Origin of the sequence: Alteromonas sp. 76-1 (assembly GCF_900654235.1) — a bacterium.
GTDB classification, from domain to species: Bacteria; Pseudomonadota; Gammaproteobacteria; order Enterobacterales; family Alteromonadaceae; genus Alteromonas; species Alteromonas naphthalenivorans.
Map to the genome: position 1 here is coordinate 3010301 of NZ_LR136958.1, position 16294 is coordinate 3026594.

General features: G+C 44.2%; 16 protein-coding genes. 3 read left to right on the plus strand and 13 right to left on the minus strand.

Annotated features, from left to right (window positions below):
- Positions 1-316 precede the first annotated feature (316 nt).
- The 3 genes from nhaB to ALT761_RS13010 are packed head-to-tail and all read left to right on the plus strand — an operon-like array spanning position 317 to position 2982.
- Positions 317-1900 carry a sodium/proton antiporter NhaB gene (gene nhaB / locus ALT761_RS13000; RefSeq protein WP_129739289.1) on the plus strand — a complete coding sequence of 528 codons (1584 nt, stop codon included), beginning with the start codon at positions 317-319 and terminating at the stop codon, positions 1898-1900.
- A gap of 9 nt (positions 1901-1909) precedes the next feature.
- Positions 1910-2437: a disulfide bond formation protein DsbB gene (dsbB, locus tag ALT761_RS13005; protein WP_129739291.1), complete on the plus strand. Its 528-nt coding sequence runs from the start codon at positions 1910-1912 to the stop codon at positions 2435-2437.
- On the plus strand, positions 2434-2982 hold the full coding sequence (locus ALT761_RS13010; protein WP_063457483.1) for a GNAT family N-acetyltransferase: 549 nt from the start codon (positions 2434-2436) through the stop codon (positions 2980-2982). Before dsbB ends, ALT761_RS13010 begins: the two co-directional genes overlap by 4 nt.
- Here the strand turns inward: ALT761_RS13010 and ALT761_RS13015 are convergent.
- From ALT761_RS13015 to ALT761_RS13075, 13 genes are all read right to left on the minus strand, one after another.
- Complete coding sequence (locus ALT761_RS13015; RefSeq protein ID WP_013783448.1) at positions 2979-3473, minus strand: YcgN family cysteine cluster protein; 495 nt, start codon at positions 3471-3473, stop codon at positions 2979-2981. The genes ALT761_RS13010 and ALT761_RS13015 overlap by 4 nt on opposite strands.
- On the minus strand, positions 3473-4135 hold the full coding sequence (locus tag ALT761_RS13020; RefSeq protein WP_129739293.1) for a fumarylacetoacetate hydrolase family protein: 663 nt from the start codon (positions 4133-4135) through the stop codon (positions 3473-3475). Before ALT761_RS13020 ends, ALT761_RS13015 begins: the two co-directional genes overlap by 1 nt.
- 1 nt (position 4136) lies before the next feature.
- Entirely contained in the window at positions 4137-5126 is a 990-nt protein-coding gene (locus tag ALT761_RS13025) for a lytic murein transglycosylase (protein ID WP_129739295.1), read from the minus strand.
- 2 nt (positions 5127-5128) lie between these two features.
- The gene (locus tag ALT761_RS13030; RefSeq protein WP_129740643.1) at positions 5129-5425 is read right to left on the minus strand and encodes a YcgL domain-containing protein; all 297 of its coding nucleotides are present in this window, start codon (positions 5423-5425) and stop codon (positions 5129-5131) included.
- A gap of 21 nt (positions 5426-5446) precedes the next feature.
- On the minus strand, positions 5447-6604 hold the full coding sequence (rnd, locus tag ALT761_RS13035; RefSeq protein WP_129739297.1) for a ribonuclease D: 1158 nt from the start codon (positions 6602-6604) through the stop codon (positions 5447-5449).
- Positions 6605-6660: 56 nt separating this feature from the next.
- Complete coding sequence (gene fadD / locus ALT761_RS13040; RefSeq protein WP_129739300.1) at positions 6661-8313, minus strand: long-chain-fatty-acid--CoA ligase FadD; 1653 nt, start codon at positions 8311-8313, stop codon at positions 6661-6663.
- Positions 8314-8432: 119 nt separating this feature from the next.
- Entirely contained in the window at positions 8433-9272 is an 840-nt protein-coding gene (locus tag ALT761_RS13045) for an alpha/beta fold hydrolase (protein ID WP_129739302.1), read from the minus strand.
- Between the two features lie 158 nt (positions 9273-9430).
- Positions 9431-10075 carry a Slp family lipoprotein gene (locus ALT761_RS13050; protein ID WP_232043453.1) on the minus strand — a complete coding sequence of 215 codons (645 nt, stop codon included), beginning with the start codon at positions 10073-10075 and terminating at the stop codon, positions 9431-9433.
- 360 nt (positions 10076-10435) lie between these two features.
- Positions 10436-10738 (minus strand): hypothetical protein, encoded by a 303-nt coding sequence (locus ALT761_RS13055; RefSeq protein ID WP_013783440.1) that lies wholly within the window; start codon positions 10736-10738, stop codon positions 10436-10438.
- 367 nt (positions 10739-11105) lie between these two features.
- Positions 11106-11834, minus strand: coding sequence for a tRNA (adenosine(37)-N6)-threonylcarbamoyltransferase complex dimerization subunit type 1 TsaB (gene tsaB / locus ALT761_RS13060; protein ID WP_129739304.1), 729 nt, complete (start codon positions 11832-11834; stop codon positions 11106-11108).
- 3 nt (positions 11835-11837) lie between these two features.
- A complete protein-coding gene (locus ALT761_RS13065; protein ID WP_129739306.1) occupies positions 11838-13757 on the minus strand; it encodes an ATP-dependent DNA helicase in 1920 nt (639 codons plus the stop codon).
- A 224-nt stretch (positions 13758-13981) separates the two neighbouring features.
- Positions 13982-15322, minus strand: coding sequence for an alpha-amylase family glycosyl hydrolase (locus tag ALT761_RS13070; protein ID WP_129739308.1), 1341 nt, complete (start codon positions 15320-15322; stop codon positions 13982-13984).
- A 46-nt stretch (positions 15323-15368) separates the two neighbouring features.
- Positions 15369-16235 carry a sulfite exporter TauE/SafE family protein gene (locus ALT761_RS13075; RefSeq protein ID WP_129740645.1) on the minus strand — a complete coding sequence of 289 codons (867 nt, stop codon included), beginning with the start codon at positions 16233-16235 and terminating at the stop codon, positions 15369-15371.
- Positions 16236-16294 lie beyond the last annotated feature (59 nt).

Genomic DNA, 16294 nt, shown 5'->3' on the forward strand with positions numbered 1-16294 from the left:
TTGCGTTAAACGTTTTTTATCACGCAAAAGCAGACTTACTCAGCGCAATAAACTACATTGTTAGGTTGATTAACAACCTAACGTGAGTAATTCCGCTAACTTTCCTTTTATGGGGTCTGTGAATTGCTTTCTCAAGGTTGTAATATCATGTACGCTTAATTTCGGACTATTATAATGAAAGCAGCAAAACTGCCCGATTATCGACAACTTGCAATCACTTGCCCTCGATGAAAGTCAGTTTATGTGTGCAATAACCAGAAATTCAAAACGTAAAGACGCAACGTTAGCGGCTTTGTTGTAAAAGGAATAGGAACTCATGCAAACCTCAATGATCTCGGCGGTCTTTAGTAACTTTCTGGGACACGCACCAAATTGGTATAAGCAGACCATAATTGCCTTCCTCATTATCAACCCAGTATTGTTTATGGTTGACCCCTACTTGGCGGGTTGGACATTAGTGATCCAATTTATCTTTACACTTGCCATGGCGCTCAAATGCTATCCGTTGCAGCCAGGTGGTTTACTACTCATTGAGGCCATGTTCATTGGGATGACTACGCCCGGGCACATGATGCACGAAATTGAGGTTAACCTTGAAGTACTATTACTTCTGGTCTTCATGGTGGCCGGTATCTACTTTATGAAAGACCTACTGATGTTTTTATTCACCAAGTTAGTGATTGGGGTTAAAAACAAAATGGTCTTGTCACTGTCGTTTATCTTTGCATCAGCCTTTTTATCGGCATTCCTTGATGCGCTAACCGTGGTTGCAGTAATCATCAGTGTGGGTTTAGGTTTCTACTCTATTTACCACAAGGTCGCTTCAGGTAAAGAGTTCCACTCAGATCATGACCACACGAGTGACGACGGTGTAGATTCGCTAGGCAGTAATGACCTAGAAAACTTCCGCGCCTTCCTTCGTAATCTAATGATGCACTCTGCGGTAGGTACTGCACTGGGCGGCGTGATGACCATGGTAGGTGAACCGCAAAACCTAATTATTGCTGATAAAGCTGGGTGGGATTTCGTTGAATTCTTTATCCGCATGGCCCCTGTTAGCTTACCTGTTTTCGTTTTCGGCTTGTTAACCACCATGCTTCTAGAGAAAACAGGTTGGTTTACTTATGGTGCAAAACTACCAAATTCAGTGAGAAAAATTCTTACCGATTACAGCGAACATATGGATAAAAGCCGCAGCAAACGTGAAACGGCTAAGCTAGTGGTTCAGGCACTAATTGGCGTATGGTTAGTAGTAGGCTTGGCTACGCACATGGCGTCAGTAGGGTTAATCGGCCTTTCTGTTATTGTACTAGCAACATCGATGAGCGGTATTATTGAAGAGCACGCTTTAGGTAAAGCGTTTGAAGAAGCCCTACCGTTTACTGCATTGCTTTGCGTATTCTTTGGTGTTGTGGCTGTGATTATCGACCAAGGCTTATTCCAACCTGTTATTCATTGGGTACTAAGCTTTGAAGGTGAAACCCAGATGGTGATGTTTTACCTCGCCAACGGTGTGTTATCTATGGTGAGTGATAACGTATTTGTAGGCTCTGTGTATATCACAGAAGTAACCGCAGCCCTGCAAGCTGGCCAAATTACTCGTGACCAGTACGATATGCTAGCGGTTGCGATTAATACAGGTACTAACTTGCCGAGTGTTGCTACACCTAACGGTCAAGCTGCATTCTTGTTCATGCTAACCTCTGCGATTGCACCTTTACTACGCTTGTCTTACGGCCGCATGGTGATGATGGCATTGCCATACACCATTGTGCTAACCATTGTGGGCTTGGTAGCTACCTATGTAGGCTTAGCCGATGCAACCCAATGGCTGTACGACATGCACTTAATCGAACATCATACCGCGACAGAAGCTGTTAGCGGTGTGGTTTCACACTAGGAAATAGACATGCGTTCAGTAGTACATCGCATTAGTCGCTGGGCAGAGCACAAGTCTTCATGGCTTGTGCTTTTTGCCACCTCTCTGGGGCTAGAACTAGCTGCACTTTATTTTCAATATGGTATGGGCTTGAAACCCTGCATTATGTGCATTTACCAACGAACTGCCATGTACGGCATTGTGTTGTCAGCACTTTTTGTTTTGATTAAAAATAACGGCCTTACCCGTATGGTAGGTTTTGCCGGTTGGGCAGTATCTGCTGGCTGGGGCTTTTTAATCGCTAAAGAACATATTGGTATTTTAAATGCGCCGAACCCTTTTTTCGCAAGCTGCGAAATCGTGCCTAACTTCCCATCATGGCTTCAATTGCATGAGTGGATACCTGCCATTTTTGCCGCACAAGGTGATTGCTTAGAAGACAGTTGGCAGTTTCTTTCAATGGGAATGGCACAATGGATGCAAATTCTGTTTGCCGCTTACTTTGTGGTATTTGCAATTGTGTTTGCATGTAGATTGCTGGATAAGAAACCCTTTTGATAGACCTTTCTATTTTGCCGTCTAGGCTCCCTCCTATCCACACAGAACAGGGGCCAGTGACAATACAGCGCATAGCCCCTAAACATGTTGAAGCCTTATGCGAGGCTTCACAGCAATCTATTCACCATGTAAAACCTTGGCTTGGCGCAGCGTTGTGCCCAGTTACCCCCGCTTTAGCGAAACAGTGTATTCAATCTATGGAAGCCGCACGAGAGTCAGGTTATGGCTTAACCTACTTGCTTATGCACGATGAGCGCTGTTTGGGCATGGGGATTATCAACTACATTCACCACACCCATTTAACCGCGAATTTGGGTTATTGGCTTCGTTCAGACTCATGTGGAAAAGGCCTAGCAACGGCCATTTGTGAAGCGTTGAAAAAGTTAGCCTTTACACAAATGAATTTACACCGATTAGAATGTCTCATCGAGCCTAACAACAAAGCCAGTTTGCGCGTAGCCGAGAGAATTGGTGCTGAAAAGGAAGGACTGTGCCGCAAGCGCATTTTTGGGCGAGATGCGCTGCTTTACAGTATTACCGCTTAATCTAAATCTTCCAACGGCCAAATGGCAATATAATCTTCGAAGGCATCTAAATTCACATCGGTTTCAAACACCGTTTTGTTTCGAACAGACATGCCATTTTTGTGCATCACATGTTTTTTGCCCTTATTCAACAGTGGATGCCAAGACGGCAAACCTCGCCCTTCATGCAGACGGCGATAAGCGCAACTTGTGGGCATAAAGAAGATATCTTTTAGGTTCGCTTTAGTTAGCTGAACACAATCAGGAACAAGCTCAGTACGCTTCGCATATTGGGTACATTCACAACTTTTTGTATTTAGCAGAGAACAAACAATATTAGTGTAGTGAATTTGCTCGTTGGCATTGATGTAATCTGTAGGCGCTTGCGCTTCCTCGTTTTCATCGTCAATGAACTTGTGTAAGCAACATTTTGCACAGCCATCGCATAATGACTCCCATTCCTTTTGGGTCATTTCTTCAAGGGTTTTGGTTTCCCAAAAAGGGGCAGTCATTAGCGTACAACCTTTGTATTAACAGTCATTTTATCGTGTAAGGTAGCGTCGATAGTGTCACCCACAAGCAATGGCCCTACCCCTTTAGGGGTGCCAGTTAACACTATATCACCCGCATCAAGGGTAAAAGTCTGCGACATGTGAGCGATTAAGGGCACTATTTTGTGTAGCATCATTGCGGTATGCCCTGATTGACGCACTTCACCGTTTATACTTAACGTAAAATGTAAATCTTGTAAGTCAGTGATGCTATCGATTGGAACAAAGCCTGACACTGGACAACTTAAATCGAAGGACTTTGCCCGTTCCCAGGGTTGCCCTTGCGCCTTAAGGTCGCGCTGAACATCACGCAAGGTTAAATCTAAACCAAGCCCAATACCCCAAATGGCCGCTAACACCTCATTTTCTGTTGCTTTAGACACCGTGTGCTTTAGCAGCACAGCAACTTCCAGTTCGTTATGGCATTCACCTTGTTCGGTAGGAATACTGAGCGATTTGCCCATGTCGCACAACGCCGCTTTGGGTTTTAAAAACAACAAAGGTGATGCTGAAACTACGGATTTCATTTCTTCAATATGATCAAGATAGTTGCGACCGATGCACGCCACTTTTCCTACTGGCAAGGCAATGGGATTGCCCTGAACATCTAAATGTTGATACATATTAGTACCCTCGTTTTATACGTTCTGAAAGGTAACCTACCGACACACCGAAGTAACTAGAGCGGTTCCATTTCATCAAGGTATGAAAGTTATTATAGACAAGATAAACACGTCCTTCGCTGCCATCAGGCATAATGAGAGAAGCCGGAATATCAACATTAGGCAAATCGCTACCGTCGAAACGTCTAACGCCGGCTTGTTGCCAATCGGCTAAGGGCTTATAAAGGCTTTTTGAAAGCCCGAACTCTTTTATAGGCTGAGTTAAAGATACCTGCCTACCCCACGTGCCGTTATTATCCCACCCTTCTGATGAAAGGTAGTTTGCAATAGAAGCAAAAACATCGGCTTCGGTTTGCCATATATCCTTTCTGCCATCACCATCGTAATCTACCGCGTAGTTTAAAAAGGAGATTGGCATAAATTGGCTTTGCCCCATGGCACCAGCCCAAGAACCTTTCAACGCATCAACGCTGGTATGCCCTTCATCAAGAATAGTTAACGCGGCAAAAAGGTTGTCTTTAAACAGTTTTTCTCGGCGGCCTTCGTACGCCAGTGACGCCAAGGCAGACAGCACACTGTAATTACCTTGAATACGCCCAAAATTTGATTCATTCCCCCACAGCGCGACAATAAATCGGGGTTGTACCTGAAACTTCTGACCTATCTCTTCAAGCAGTGGCTTGTGCTTGTTGTACATTTCAACCGCTTGCTGCACTTTCCAGTCAGGCACACGACTGGCTAAGTAACTATCAAGTGTAATTTTCTTTTCAGGTTGATTTTTATCAGATTTAATAACTGTTGGGCGGAAACTAATATCACTAAAGGCGTCGTTAAGTAATGATTCATCAAAGCCCTTTTGCCGGGCTTCGGCTTTTAACGCTGTTACGTACTCGGCAAACCCTTGTGCTGTTTTGTCTTCGGCTTGGGCAAACCCAATGCTTGCCAAAACACCCGCGACCATAAGCAGCGATGCTTTTAACCATTTACCCATTTCTAAAACTTTTTATCTGGTGTGGCTTGTAAACCCAAAGACTTGCGATGCGCCATCAATAAGTCGTCTTCTTTAGGTGGTAACTGAAGGTAAAAACCTTTGTCTTCAAGTTCAGCAACCAGCTTTTGCTTGTCGACTCCAGCTAGTTTCTCGTGCTTATCTAATGATAACACCGTGACTAACTCGGGCTTGCCAAACTTCTCTTTAAGTATTTCAGGCACATCTTCAAATTGGTCTTTATTAGGCACGTATAAATACATGCCTAGGTGTTTTCGTGATTTATAAATCGCGCACAACATCATTTCGTAAACTCTTCAACGTTAGAGACTAGGCTTATTACCTAATAACTTTTCTAAATGGGGTTCAAATAGTGGCGCTCTCCAACCAGATAATACATCTGGCTTAAGACCTAGCACTCGGGTTTCGTCATTGTCGAACCAATACCATTTTAGCACTTGGTTTAATTGTTTTTTAGAGGCAATGACTTCAGGCGATACATTATTTTCGTTGGCAATTTTATCACTGACCGTTTTTAGCGATGCTAATGTTTGCTTGTAGCTTGCAACGTCAATCAAACGACTGACTTTAGGTAACCTCTGTGACTCAGAAGTAGCGGCATATTTATCTCGAGCTTCGCTTATTAGCGTAATGATGGTCTCACCGTAGCGCCTAATCGACTGTGGGTTCACACCGTGTAGTTGAGACAAACCCGATTTGCTTGAAGGCATTAAACGCGCAGCTTCATAAAGATGTATTTCTTTAAATACAAAATTCAATGCCATGTCTTTTTTACGGGCAGTGGCGAGTCGCCATGCAGCAAGAGCTTGTAGTACGGTAAGCTGCTCTTTTGATAAACGCCAGTTGTTTTTAATTTGCATATACGCAAATTCTTCCGGCATTTGACTACGCTTTTTATCTGCTAACTGGGCTATTTCTTGGTATACCCACTCTAACTTCCCGGCTTCATTTATTTTTTCTACTAAATGTTCGTAGCAAGGCAATAAATACAATACATCGTTGGCCGCATAGCTAAGCTGTGCTTCCCTTAAAGGGCGTGCTATCCAGTCAGTACGTGACTCGCCTTTATCTAGGCTTACATCGCACAATAACTCCACCAGCTTTGCGTATCCTAGCGATGCACCCAAGCCTAAAATACTCGCCGCAAATTGACTGTCGAATACGGGTGTTGGTACGGTGTTAAAGGCGGTCAGGAAAGTCTCGAGATCTTCTGAGCATGAGTGCAGCACTTTAACCACACTGGTATTTTCCATTAAGGCAATAAATGGCGAGAGATCATCAATCGCAAGCGGATCGATAAGTACTAACTGATGCCCATCATATAATTGGATTAAACCAAGATGCGGAGACAGGGTTCTCGTGCGAACAAACTCAGTGTCTAGCGCTACCGCTTTTTGTTGCTGGGCAAGATTGCACACGCTATCGAGTTTTTCAAAGGTGGTTACTAATTCATATTGCATAATAATAAAAAGCCGGCTTACGCCGGCTCTACAGTTTTCCTAATTCACTTACCGAATTAATCTCGTAGTTCCCGACGCAGAATTTTACCTACATTGGTTTTAGGTAGATCTTCTTTGAAGACTACCTGCTTGGGCACTTTATAGCCCGTTAAGTGTTCTCTACAGTGCGCAATAACCGCTTCAGCAGTAAGCGAGTCGTTGTTGCGAACAACAAACAACTTAACCACTTCACCACTCGCTTCGTTTGGCACACCAACCGCTGCTGACTCAACAATGTTGTCATGCATAGCAGCCACTTCTTCAATTTCGTTTGGAAACACATTGAATCCAGAGACGAGGATCATATCCTTTTTACGGTCAACAATATAGAAATAACCTTCATCGTCTACCGTAGCGATGTCTCCGGTGGCAAGCCAACCATCTTTAAGAATTTCGTCAGTGGCTTCTGGGCGGTTTAAATACCCTTTCATCACCTGAGGGCCTTTCACCCAAAGCTCACCTGGTTCGCCTTTTTCTACCTCGTTACCGTCATCATCAAGAAGTTTGATGTCGGTAGAAGGTACTGGCATACCGATAGCGCCTTTGTACGCGTCAATTTGTGGTGGGTTTACTGTTACAACTGGTGAGCATTCCGTAAGGCCATAACCTTCTAGAAGTACAGTACCGGTAACCTTTTCCCACTTTTCAGCAACAGGACGCTGAACAGCCATGCCGCCGCCTAAGCCAAACTTGAAGTTCTTAAAATCAAGTTCGCTAAACCCTGGTGTGTTTAATAAACCATTAAACAAGGTATTTACACCTGGAAGAATAGTGAAAGGGTATTTACTCAATTCATTTACAAACCCTGGCATATCACGTGGGTTAGTAATCAGTAAGTTTTGGCAACCGTATTTAAGGAACATCAGGCAGTTCGCAAGCAATGCGAATATATGATAAAGCGGCAACGCCGTTACCACAAAGTCTTCGCCTTCATCTATTACGGTTTCTAAAATGCCAGAAACCTGCTCAAGATTCGCAATCATATTGCGATGTGTCAGCATGGCGCCTTTAGATACACCCGTGGTTCCGCCGGTGTACTGCAAGAAAGCCAGTTCATCGTTGGTTAAATTGGGGCGTGTGTAGGTTAACGATTGCCCTTTCTTTATTGCGCTGGTGAACGACGTGGTAGCAGGCAAATTAAAAGCCGGCACCATTTTCTTCACGTACTTCACTACCGCATTCACTACCCAGCGTTTTGGTACAGGCAGCATATCGCCTAACGAAGTAAGAAACACTTCTTGAATGTTTGTTTCGCTGATCACTTCTTCAAGCGTACACGCAAAGTTTTCAACAATAACAATGGCCTTAGCATTCGCATCGTTCAACTGATGCTTCAACTCTCTTGCGGTGTACAGTGGGTTTACATTTACCACAACCATACCAGCACGAAGCACACCAAACATGGCAACAGGGTACTGAAGCAAGTTAGGCATCATTATCGCCACGGCATCGCCGCGTTTTAACCCACTATTTTGTAGGTAAGCAGCATATTGTGCAGATAATTTGTCGAGTTCGCCAAAGGTCATCGACTGACCCATGTTGATAAACGCAACTTTGTCTTTAAACTTTTTTACTGATTGTTCGAATATATCGACAACGGATGCGTAACGATCTGCATCAATTTCTGCAGATACACGAGGGTCGTAAAACTTGAGCCAGGTTTTTTCCACCAAAACCTCCTTCACTTATTTTTAACACAAAGGCGCGTGAAGTCTCACGCGCGTTTGAGCAACTGGTCTAATAACTTGCGAATAGTATAGGAAGTGTAAAAAAAAATAAACTATACAGTTTACATTTGCTCAACAAACTGACGGATTAACATGCCAACTTCGTCAGTTTTTTCCATGTGAATATGATGGCCGCCTGTTAATTGCTCAAACCGAGCATTTTTAAACCAGGATTGCCTTTTTTCATAAACACTGTCCAAGGTTTTAAAGCTACTTGACGCGCCTATAAAAAGTATAGGACAAACTATCGCACTCATGATGTTTTCTGCTTGATCTTCGGTTAAGCGAAGTACAGATTTGGTGCGAAGACGCGGGTCGCTCGACCAAAAACAATGGCCACCGGCATCTTGCGTAAGATTCCTTTCTAGAATTGCGCGTGCATGCTCAGCAGGAATATCAGAGACCTTACAGCGGGCTTCAACTGCATCATCTAAATTAACCAAGGTTAACTTATTGCGCTGTTTCTTCTTTCTGCTAATAATAGCTTCCCGCATTTGCGCTTGGCTGGTGTTCGCCTCTAGCGTTAAAGGACCACACGCATCAAGGCTTATCACGCCCTTCACTTTTTCAGGAAATAACCCAGCATATAACGATGCTAAAATACCGCCCATAGAATGCCCAAGCAGTATAACCTGTTCCCACTCTTGCTCTTCTATCAATGCATGCAAGTCTTGCAAATAATCAGCTTGATTATAGTGCATGCCTATCGGCCTGTGCGATGAACGGCCATGCCCAGCAAGATCAAGGGCGATAAAGCGTTGAGATTGCAGATATGGCGCTAGCAACCTAAGGCTTTCTGCATTATCCAAATACCCATGTAGCCCTATCACTACGGTGCCAGCACCTTGGTTTTCTAGCGCAGTTAAGTGTAAATTTCCTGATGTGAATTCAGTTTCTATCATGTTGCTCCCTCACACAATATGTGCGGCAATACTTTGCCCATAAAGCGCAAAACATTGCCAGATAAAAAAATAGGGAGGCAATATCTTGCCTCCCTAGTAAATACATATTTTTATTTAAATACGATTATCTTTACGAAAATTTTCATCTGGTAGCCTACTTATTTCTCTTTATCCTTGCGCATTTTTTCATGCGAGGTTGAAATAGCATTAGACCGACTCTTTGAAGGTTTAGGGCTAGAAGGCGAATTATCGTAGCGTGTTACTCGCACCCTTCTATAGCTTGGGTAGCCCCAAGGTCTGTGCCGCATAAACGGTGAATACCAACCCGTACCATAATCAAAATAATACATGTTCACGTCGTAAACCTCTTGTTTACGCCACATGTGGTAGTCATCAGCCAATATTGTAGGATACATGTAGGGCTGTTCACCTACCATACCTGATGTGGGTGGTACCAATTTGCCAACAAACGTGGCCGAACGACCTTCTTCAAAAACGATAGGGTCGACAAAACCGTCTATTTGCACTTTAAAGCGCCCGACGGTTTCTCCGCTACTATTAGGCTTGCCATAGTTATTTAGTGGAAAATGAACAAGTTCGATGAAGGTTTTGTTTGGCTTATTTTCAACCCCAACAATAACACCGCCCCACCGCGCCATTTTACCTTGAGCATTAGCGCCAGAGGTAACGGCCTTGGAATAAGAAACTAGCTCAGTACCTTTAGGCACCTCTACGCTTTCTGGCACAATCGCACAACCTGCGAAAAGTACCACACTTACTATCACTAACATTCTAACCAGCATGAAGCCTCCTTTTGGCCGCCTAAGCACTTTTAACTTGTAACTGATACTAAGCGCCGAGAAAATATATAGTACTACAAATAGTAATGAATCGAACCCTAATGCGCTGAGTAACGGTGTCACCCTGTTAACCCCCATTTTCACCAGAGACTATCAATGAAAAATGACCTTACCAGTAGGGTTCTTTGGCCTAAAAGTTAGCATTGATACTCAGCAAATACCATAAAGAACATTGATTTAAACGATTGTTAATCTTTAGACGGGATTTTTGGCAAAAAGTTTAACTGGGTTTTATAACACTGAGTTGGAGGGCATTAAATTAAGGCACTAACGCGCAAGGAATTCACTGATTTAATATGAATGCTAAGCGTATATATCTACACCGAACATGCTTTGTACCGACTCACGCTCTTGCTGTTTTTCAAAGCTGGTATACGAAGCAATAGCCTGCTGAGAATAGCCGGCACTATCTTCTCGAACGAAACGTTGATAAGCCTGTGCATTGTCGGTGCCTTGTGCATCTGGGGCAACGACAATATGGTTATTCTGCTGCTTGCCTTCATTATTGCTTTGCTGTTGCGCATCTTTATTAACTTTAGCAACGCGCCCTTGTGAGGGCTCTGATTGATGCGATGAAGGTATCGAAAAATTGTTAGTTATATGCATACCAAAAACGTGTCAGTCTTTTAAATGAAATCAAGTAGGTGAAGTAATGAGATGAATACAACGTATCTTAAGTTGTAAAAGCCATTCCTGAACACTACATCGCCCAATATTAAGGTGCTACTTGCAAAAACCTTTGCAAGAATCGCGCCTGAACACTATGACTTTTCACTGCTCACCTGAGGGCCTCGTTTTAGAGGCTCGTAGTATACGGAGCCGTTAGTGGCTGAGAGTTCGGTTTAACTTAGACTAAAAGGCGCTTGAATAAGGCGCTCGAAGTATGCTCTTGAAGAAACATTTGAAAAAGCTCTTGAAGACGCTCTCGAATGAAGAGCCTCAAAAAGTTATCAGGCCTGAGGCGCTTACCCTCTTATTCGCGGCCCGGTAACTTTTTCCACGTTACTTTGTCTCGAAGATATACAGGTTTTACATCACTGGCCACTTGAACATCGCCTTTGTTCGCGAGTTGCTCAGCAAGTGGAAGCATGTAAACCGCATCAGGAAATTCAATAGACACTTCATGATCATCAGACAGCAATGCTTCAAGTTCTGGGTAAGCCTGCCAACCAGTACCAACAGGCTCAAACTCACTCACGTTCTCACCTTGGTTGGCCGCTATAGCGTCATTGATCAGTTCCACAGCAACTTCAGGCGGGCACACTTGCTCTGCCACAACTTCTTCCAATAAACCATTTTCAGATTTGTAGATGGCAAAGTAAACTTCGCCCATGCGGGCATCGGTAGCACACACTACCCATGAAACCTGCTTAGCTGTCGTCTGGTTATTGACTATCGCTTGCTGCGCCATAGCTGCAAGCGTGCTTACGCCAGCTACCTTCAAACCAGTGCCAAGCGCTAGACCTTGAATCATTCCTGTGGCAATACGCACGCCAGTGAAACTGCCAGGGCCTCGGCCAAACGCTAGTAAATCCAAATCGCCAAGAACAAGCCCTGCGTCTTTTAACACTTCGTCCAACATTGGCAATAGACGCTGACTATGTTGCTGAGGGCAAATTTCAAAACGTGAAACGACAGCGTCGCCGGTATTTAGTGCTACTGAACAGGCTTCAGTTGCCGTGTCGATGGCTAAAATCTTCATTTTTTACTCTTCATCAATTCTTGCAAGAAAAGACTCTACTTCGTCTAGACTGCGGGTTCTGCGCATATTCGGCAAGCTACCTATAAAAGTTTTCGCATAGGGTTTGGTGACTAAGCGATTATCGCAAATTACCAATACACCTTTATCGGTAGGGTCGCGAATTAAGCGCCCTGCACCTTGTTTTAACGCAATGACGGCTTGGGGTATTTGAATAACGCCAAATGGATTAGCGCCGCGCTTTTTAACATCGTCCATTCGTGCTTGCAATAACGGGTCGTCTGGTGATGCGAATGGCAGTTTATCGATCATGACGCACACCAAATCATTTCCTCGTACATCTACCCCTTCCCAAAAAGCGCCCGTGCCCATTAACACGGCTTTTTCGTCGGCCAAGTACGCATCTAATAACGCCTGCTTCGTTGTTGTGCCTTGCACTAACAGCGGATTATCAATTTCATCTTCTAGCTTGCCGGCTATTTCACGCAGCATGGCATGACTGGTAAATAACAAAAAGCATCGGCCTTTACTGGCTTTAATTAACCTTTTTGCCGTATTCAGCAAGGTTTCACGCATTGAAAAACTATTTGGCTCGGGCAAATACCGAGGAACACATAACATGGCTTGTTCTGGGTAGTTAAAGGGGCTATCTAAGCCTAACGTTCTTGAGTCTTCTAACCCCATTCTGCGCTGAAAGTGTTCAAAGCCGCCGTTAACCATTAAGGTCGCCGAGGTAAATACCCACCCGCGAGGCGGCGATGCGACAAAACGGCGGAACTTGGCTGCAATAGACAACGGCGTTAAATGCATAATTAAATGGCGCGTCGTGGTTTCATACCACAAGCTCACATTTTCTTGTTTCTCATCGCTTAACGAGTCAAGTTGCTCCCTAACGGACACTATTCTTTCATATAGATTATCTAAATCTTTGTCGCGACCAATATGCAGCTTACACACTTCATGTAATACCCCTAGCGCCTCTGCTAGCTTACCCACTTGTAAGCGCACATCGTCGCGCATCAAGGCTTCGGCCCAGTTTCCTCGTTGAGTAGTATCGGGAAACAACAGGCGCAAATCTGCAGCAATCATGCGGCATTTGTCGGCAGCTTTGTCTAACTGTGCCGCGTCTTTCAACACGGTTCTAAAAATAAGGGTAATATCTTTGGCTAAATCTTGAATTTGGCGCGTGGAAAGCGATTCACCAAAGTAGTCTGCGGCAATATCGGGTATTTGATGGGCTTCATCAAATATAATGGCATCGGCCTCTGGGATAAGCTCACCGAACCCTGTGTCTTTCAATGCCATATCAGCGAAAAATAAGTGGTGATTGACCACAATAATGTCGGCATCTAACGCTTTACGCCGAGCCTTAACCAAATAACACTCTTCATAATCGGGACAGTCGCGACCCAGGCAGTTATCTACCGTAGACGTAACTAATGGTAGCACCCGAGCATCTTCAGGTAAGCTTTTCAGCTCGCCCATATCGCCGGTTTTGGTGGTGGTAGACCACAGCTTCACTTCAGATAGTTGCCCTAACACCTCTTTCTCCACTAACGTGGAGTTACCGCCATGTTGTTCTAGTCGGTGCAGGCAAAGGTAATTCGCACGACCTTTTAACAACGCCGTTTTACGCCTGCTGCTAAGGGCTTTTTTTACTAAAGGTAAATCGCGATGAAATAACTGCTCTTGCAGGTTTTTCGTTCCTGTCGACACTATCGCTTTGCCTTCAGCTAACAGTGCTGGTGCAAGATACGCGAAGGTTTTTCCCGTACCGGTCCCGGCTTCAACCACTAGGCTGCCGGTTTCATCAATCGCTTCTTTTACCGCCTGCGCCATTTCTGTTTGCGCTTCACGGGGAACAAAACCATTGATAGTCTTAGCAAGTAAACCCGTGGAAGAAAAGATGTCATCGATAGTTGGCATAGTGTACTTAACGTAAAAGTGAAGATTTGGCCGCTAGGCCACAAAGCGGTGCATTATGCCAAAGTTTTTCGAAAAATGGTTAGTATTCATAAAAATTCCATCCCGAATGACAGATTTCACTTACCACTAGCGTTTACTCACCCCTAGTTTCGGATGTATGCGAGCTCTACCATATGAGCTCAGCCATGCAAGCTCTGCCAAATAAGCTCTGCCATACTTGCCAATTAATAAGAGCTAATCCATACCTGATAGCCCCACGGGTCAATTTCAACGGCCTTATTTATATGCAAATGTTCGGTTTCGCTTTTACTCTCGTGGTGGTAAGAACCTGAATCGAGCGTGCACTTATAATAATGACCATTAAGAATAGGGTCATTAAACGTGACGTTGCATAAAGCGTCTGACAAATTGATGATAACTAACACTTTGTTATGTTCATCCATTCTCACAAAGCTGAATACCTGTGACATAGCGTTACTTGGCACCTGAATCATACGGGCACCAAACTCCCCATTGCCTAAGGCAGGAATGGATTTTTTTATTTTAATTAAGGCTTTGTACAAATCACCAATGCGATGAGGTTGCCATTCAATGGGATCACGTTCGAAAAACGCTAAACGCTTTGTTTCCCCTGCTTCTTGCCCATTGTGAATAAGCGGCATACCTTCACCCAACACTGATAACACAATGGCAGCCTCTAACGCATCGCCAAACTGCTCTGCCTGAGTACCATCCCACGCATTTTTATCGTGGTTACTTACGAACGTCATTCGATAAGCACTGTGCGGCCACGCCCGTTCATTCCATGAATAATATTTTCTCAGTCTATCAAGAGAACATCGCCCATGAGCGAGCTCATGCATGGTTTCATTCCAGCTCCATGCATAAGTCATGTTAAAAGCGGTTTCGTGTAAATCGCGATTTTCCCACTCTGCCAACATAAATACGGGTTTTATGGCATCTAAGGCAACACGCGCTTGATACCAAAAATCGTTCGGCACATACCCCGCTACATCACATCGAAAGCCATCAATGTCAAAGCGTTCAACCCAATAGCGCATGGCATTAATCATATACTCACGTAGCGCAGGTTCGTCGTAATCAAACTCGATAATATCTGACCAATCCCACCAAGGAGAAGGGCGAAACTCACCATGGTGATCTCTGGCATACCAATGAGGATGAGTATCCACTAGAGGGTTGTCCCAAGCGCTATGATTAGGCACCCAGTCTAGGATAACTTTTAAATTTCGGTTGTGCGCTTCTTGCACCAACTCTTGAAAGTCGTCTGCATTGCCAAACTCAGGGTTAATGTCCAAATAGTCTTTAACCGCGTACGGACTACCAAGTTCACCTTTTCGATTTTTTTCACCTATTGGGTGAATAGGCATAAGCCAAAGAATATCAGTACCTAAATCACGAATATGATTTAAGCGTTTGGTTACCTCTTTGAATGTACCAGATACAGAAAACTGGCGAGTGTTCACCTGATAGATAACGGCTTGTTTCGACCATTCGGGCTGCGTTACACGATAAATTTTCTTGGGAGTTGTCTGATATGTCATCCATGCATCCTTTTTTTGCCAAACTATTCCTCTACAAAATATGCACTTAGAAAATAGGTAAACCAGATACGCCGAGCAAAAGAACCCAAGTGCCAAAGAAAAGTTTAAGTTTTTGGGGTGAAAAAGCCAGCACAACATACTTTGCTAGCATGCCACCGATAATCGCTCCTGCACCTGCAAATATCACTACGTCCCAAACTACGGCCTGGGTTACTAACACGTGGTAAATCACAGCGCCCCAAACGGTAAAGGCTGACAAGATGACTGCAACAGCAATCGACATCGTCACATTGAATCCTCTAATGATAAGGTAAACAGCCACCAGCTCGCCTACCCCTACAGAAAGCCAAGCGGTAACAATTCCCCCGAAAAAAGAAATAATTGGCAGCGCGACAATATCGAATTGCTCAGCATCTTGTTTTAAGGCAACCCGTTTTAAAAAAGGAATAGAGGCAAAAATAGCCACAGCAAGCAATATAGAAAATGCGCCAAACCCCAAGTGAATCTGTTCTATTCCGCCTTTTAAGGGTGAAAGCACACTAAACTGCTCTGGGCCAAACTGAGCGAACCACACACCACACAGTGAGGCAGGCACGCTTAGCATTAAGCTTGTAGGTAACGCGCACCATTGACTGTCGGTTTGATGATGACAACGTTTATAACGCCACCACGTGATAGCGCCAGCAGTCATGCCGCAGCATTGGATAGCGAAACTGGTGGCTACCACACTCTGTGAGGAAAACGCTAAGTGGTTAAAAAAAGGAACAAATACCACGCCCCCACCCGCGCCGGTCGCGTTGGCGAAAATAGCGCCAATAATGCCAAGCAAACTAAAAAGGCTATTTTCGGCAATAAGCACTAGCGGCGCGGATTGAGAAAAAATCACCACTACCCACAGTACAACCAAAAGCATTTTTAATGGGCTTTGTATTACCCATTGAAATAAACGATTCAACACATTCTCCTAAACGG

Coding starts and splice junctions, on each gene's coding strand:
- dsbB (WP_129739291.1), top strand. CDS start 1,910: ATGCGTTCAGTAGTACATCGCATTAGTCGCTGGGCAGAGCACAAGTCT.
- ALT761_RS13055 (WP_013783440.1), bottom strand. CDS start 10,738: ATGCATATAACTAACAATTTTTCGATACCTTCATCGCATCAATCAGAG.
- ALT761_RS13070 (WP_129739308.1), bottom strand. CDS start 15,322: ATGACATATCAGACAACTCCCAAGAAAATTTATCGTGTAACGCAGCCC.
- nhaB (WP_129739289.1), top strand. CDS start 317: ATGCAAACCTCAATGATCTCGGCGGTCTTTAGTAACTTTCTGGGACAC.
- ALT761_RS13015 (WP_013783448.1), bottom strand. CDS start 3,473: ATGACTGCCCCTTTTTGGGAAACCAAAACCCTTGAAGAAATGACCCAA.
- ALT761_RS13065 (WP_129739306.1), bottom strand. CDS start 13,757: ATGCCAACTATCGATGACATCTTTTCTTCCACGGGTTTACTTGCTAAG.
- ALT761_RS13020 (WP_129739293.1), bottom strand. CDS start 4,135: ATGTATCAACATTTAGATGTTCAGGGCAATCCCATTGCCTTGCCAGTA.
- rnd (WP_129739297.1), bottom strand. CDS start 6,604: ATGCAATATGAATTAGTAACCACCTTTGAAAAACTCGATAGCGTGTGC.
- ALT761_RS13050 (WP_232043453.1), bottom strand. CDS start 10,075: ATGCTGGTTAGAATGTTAGTGATAGTAAGTGTGGTACTTTTCGCAGGT.
- ALT761_RS13045 (WP_129739302.1), bottom strand. CDS start 9,272: ATGATAGAAACTGAATTCACATCAGGAAATTTACACTTAACTGCGCTA.
- ALT761_RS13030 (WP_129740643.1), bottom strand. CDS start 5,425: ATGTTGTGCGCGATTTATAAATCACGAAAACACCTAGGCATGTATTTA.
- ALT761_RS13025 (WP_129739295.1), bottom strand. CDS start 5,126: ATGGGTAAATGGTTAAAAGCATCGCTGCTTATGGTCGCGGGTGTTTTG.
- ALT761_RS13075 (WP_129740645.1), bottom strand. CDS start 16,235: ATGCTTTTGGTTGTACTGTGGGTAGTGGTGATTTTTTCTCAATCCGCG.
- tsaB (WP_129739304.1), bottom strand. CDS start 11,834: ATGAAGATTTTAGCCATCGACACGGCAACTGAAGCCTGTTCAGTAGCA.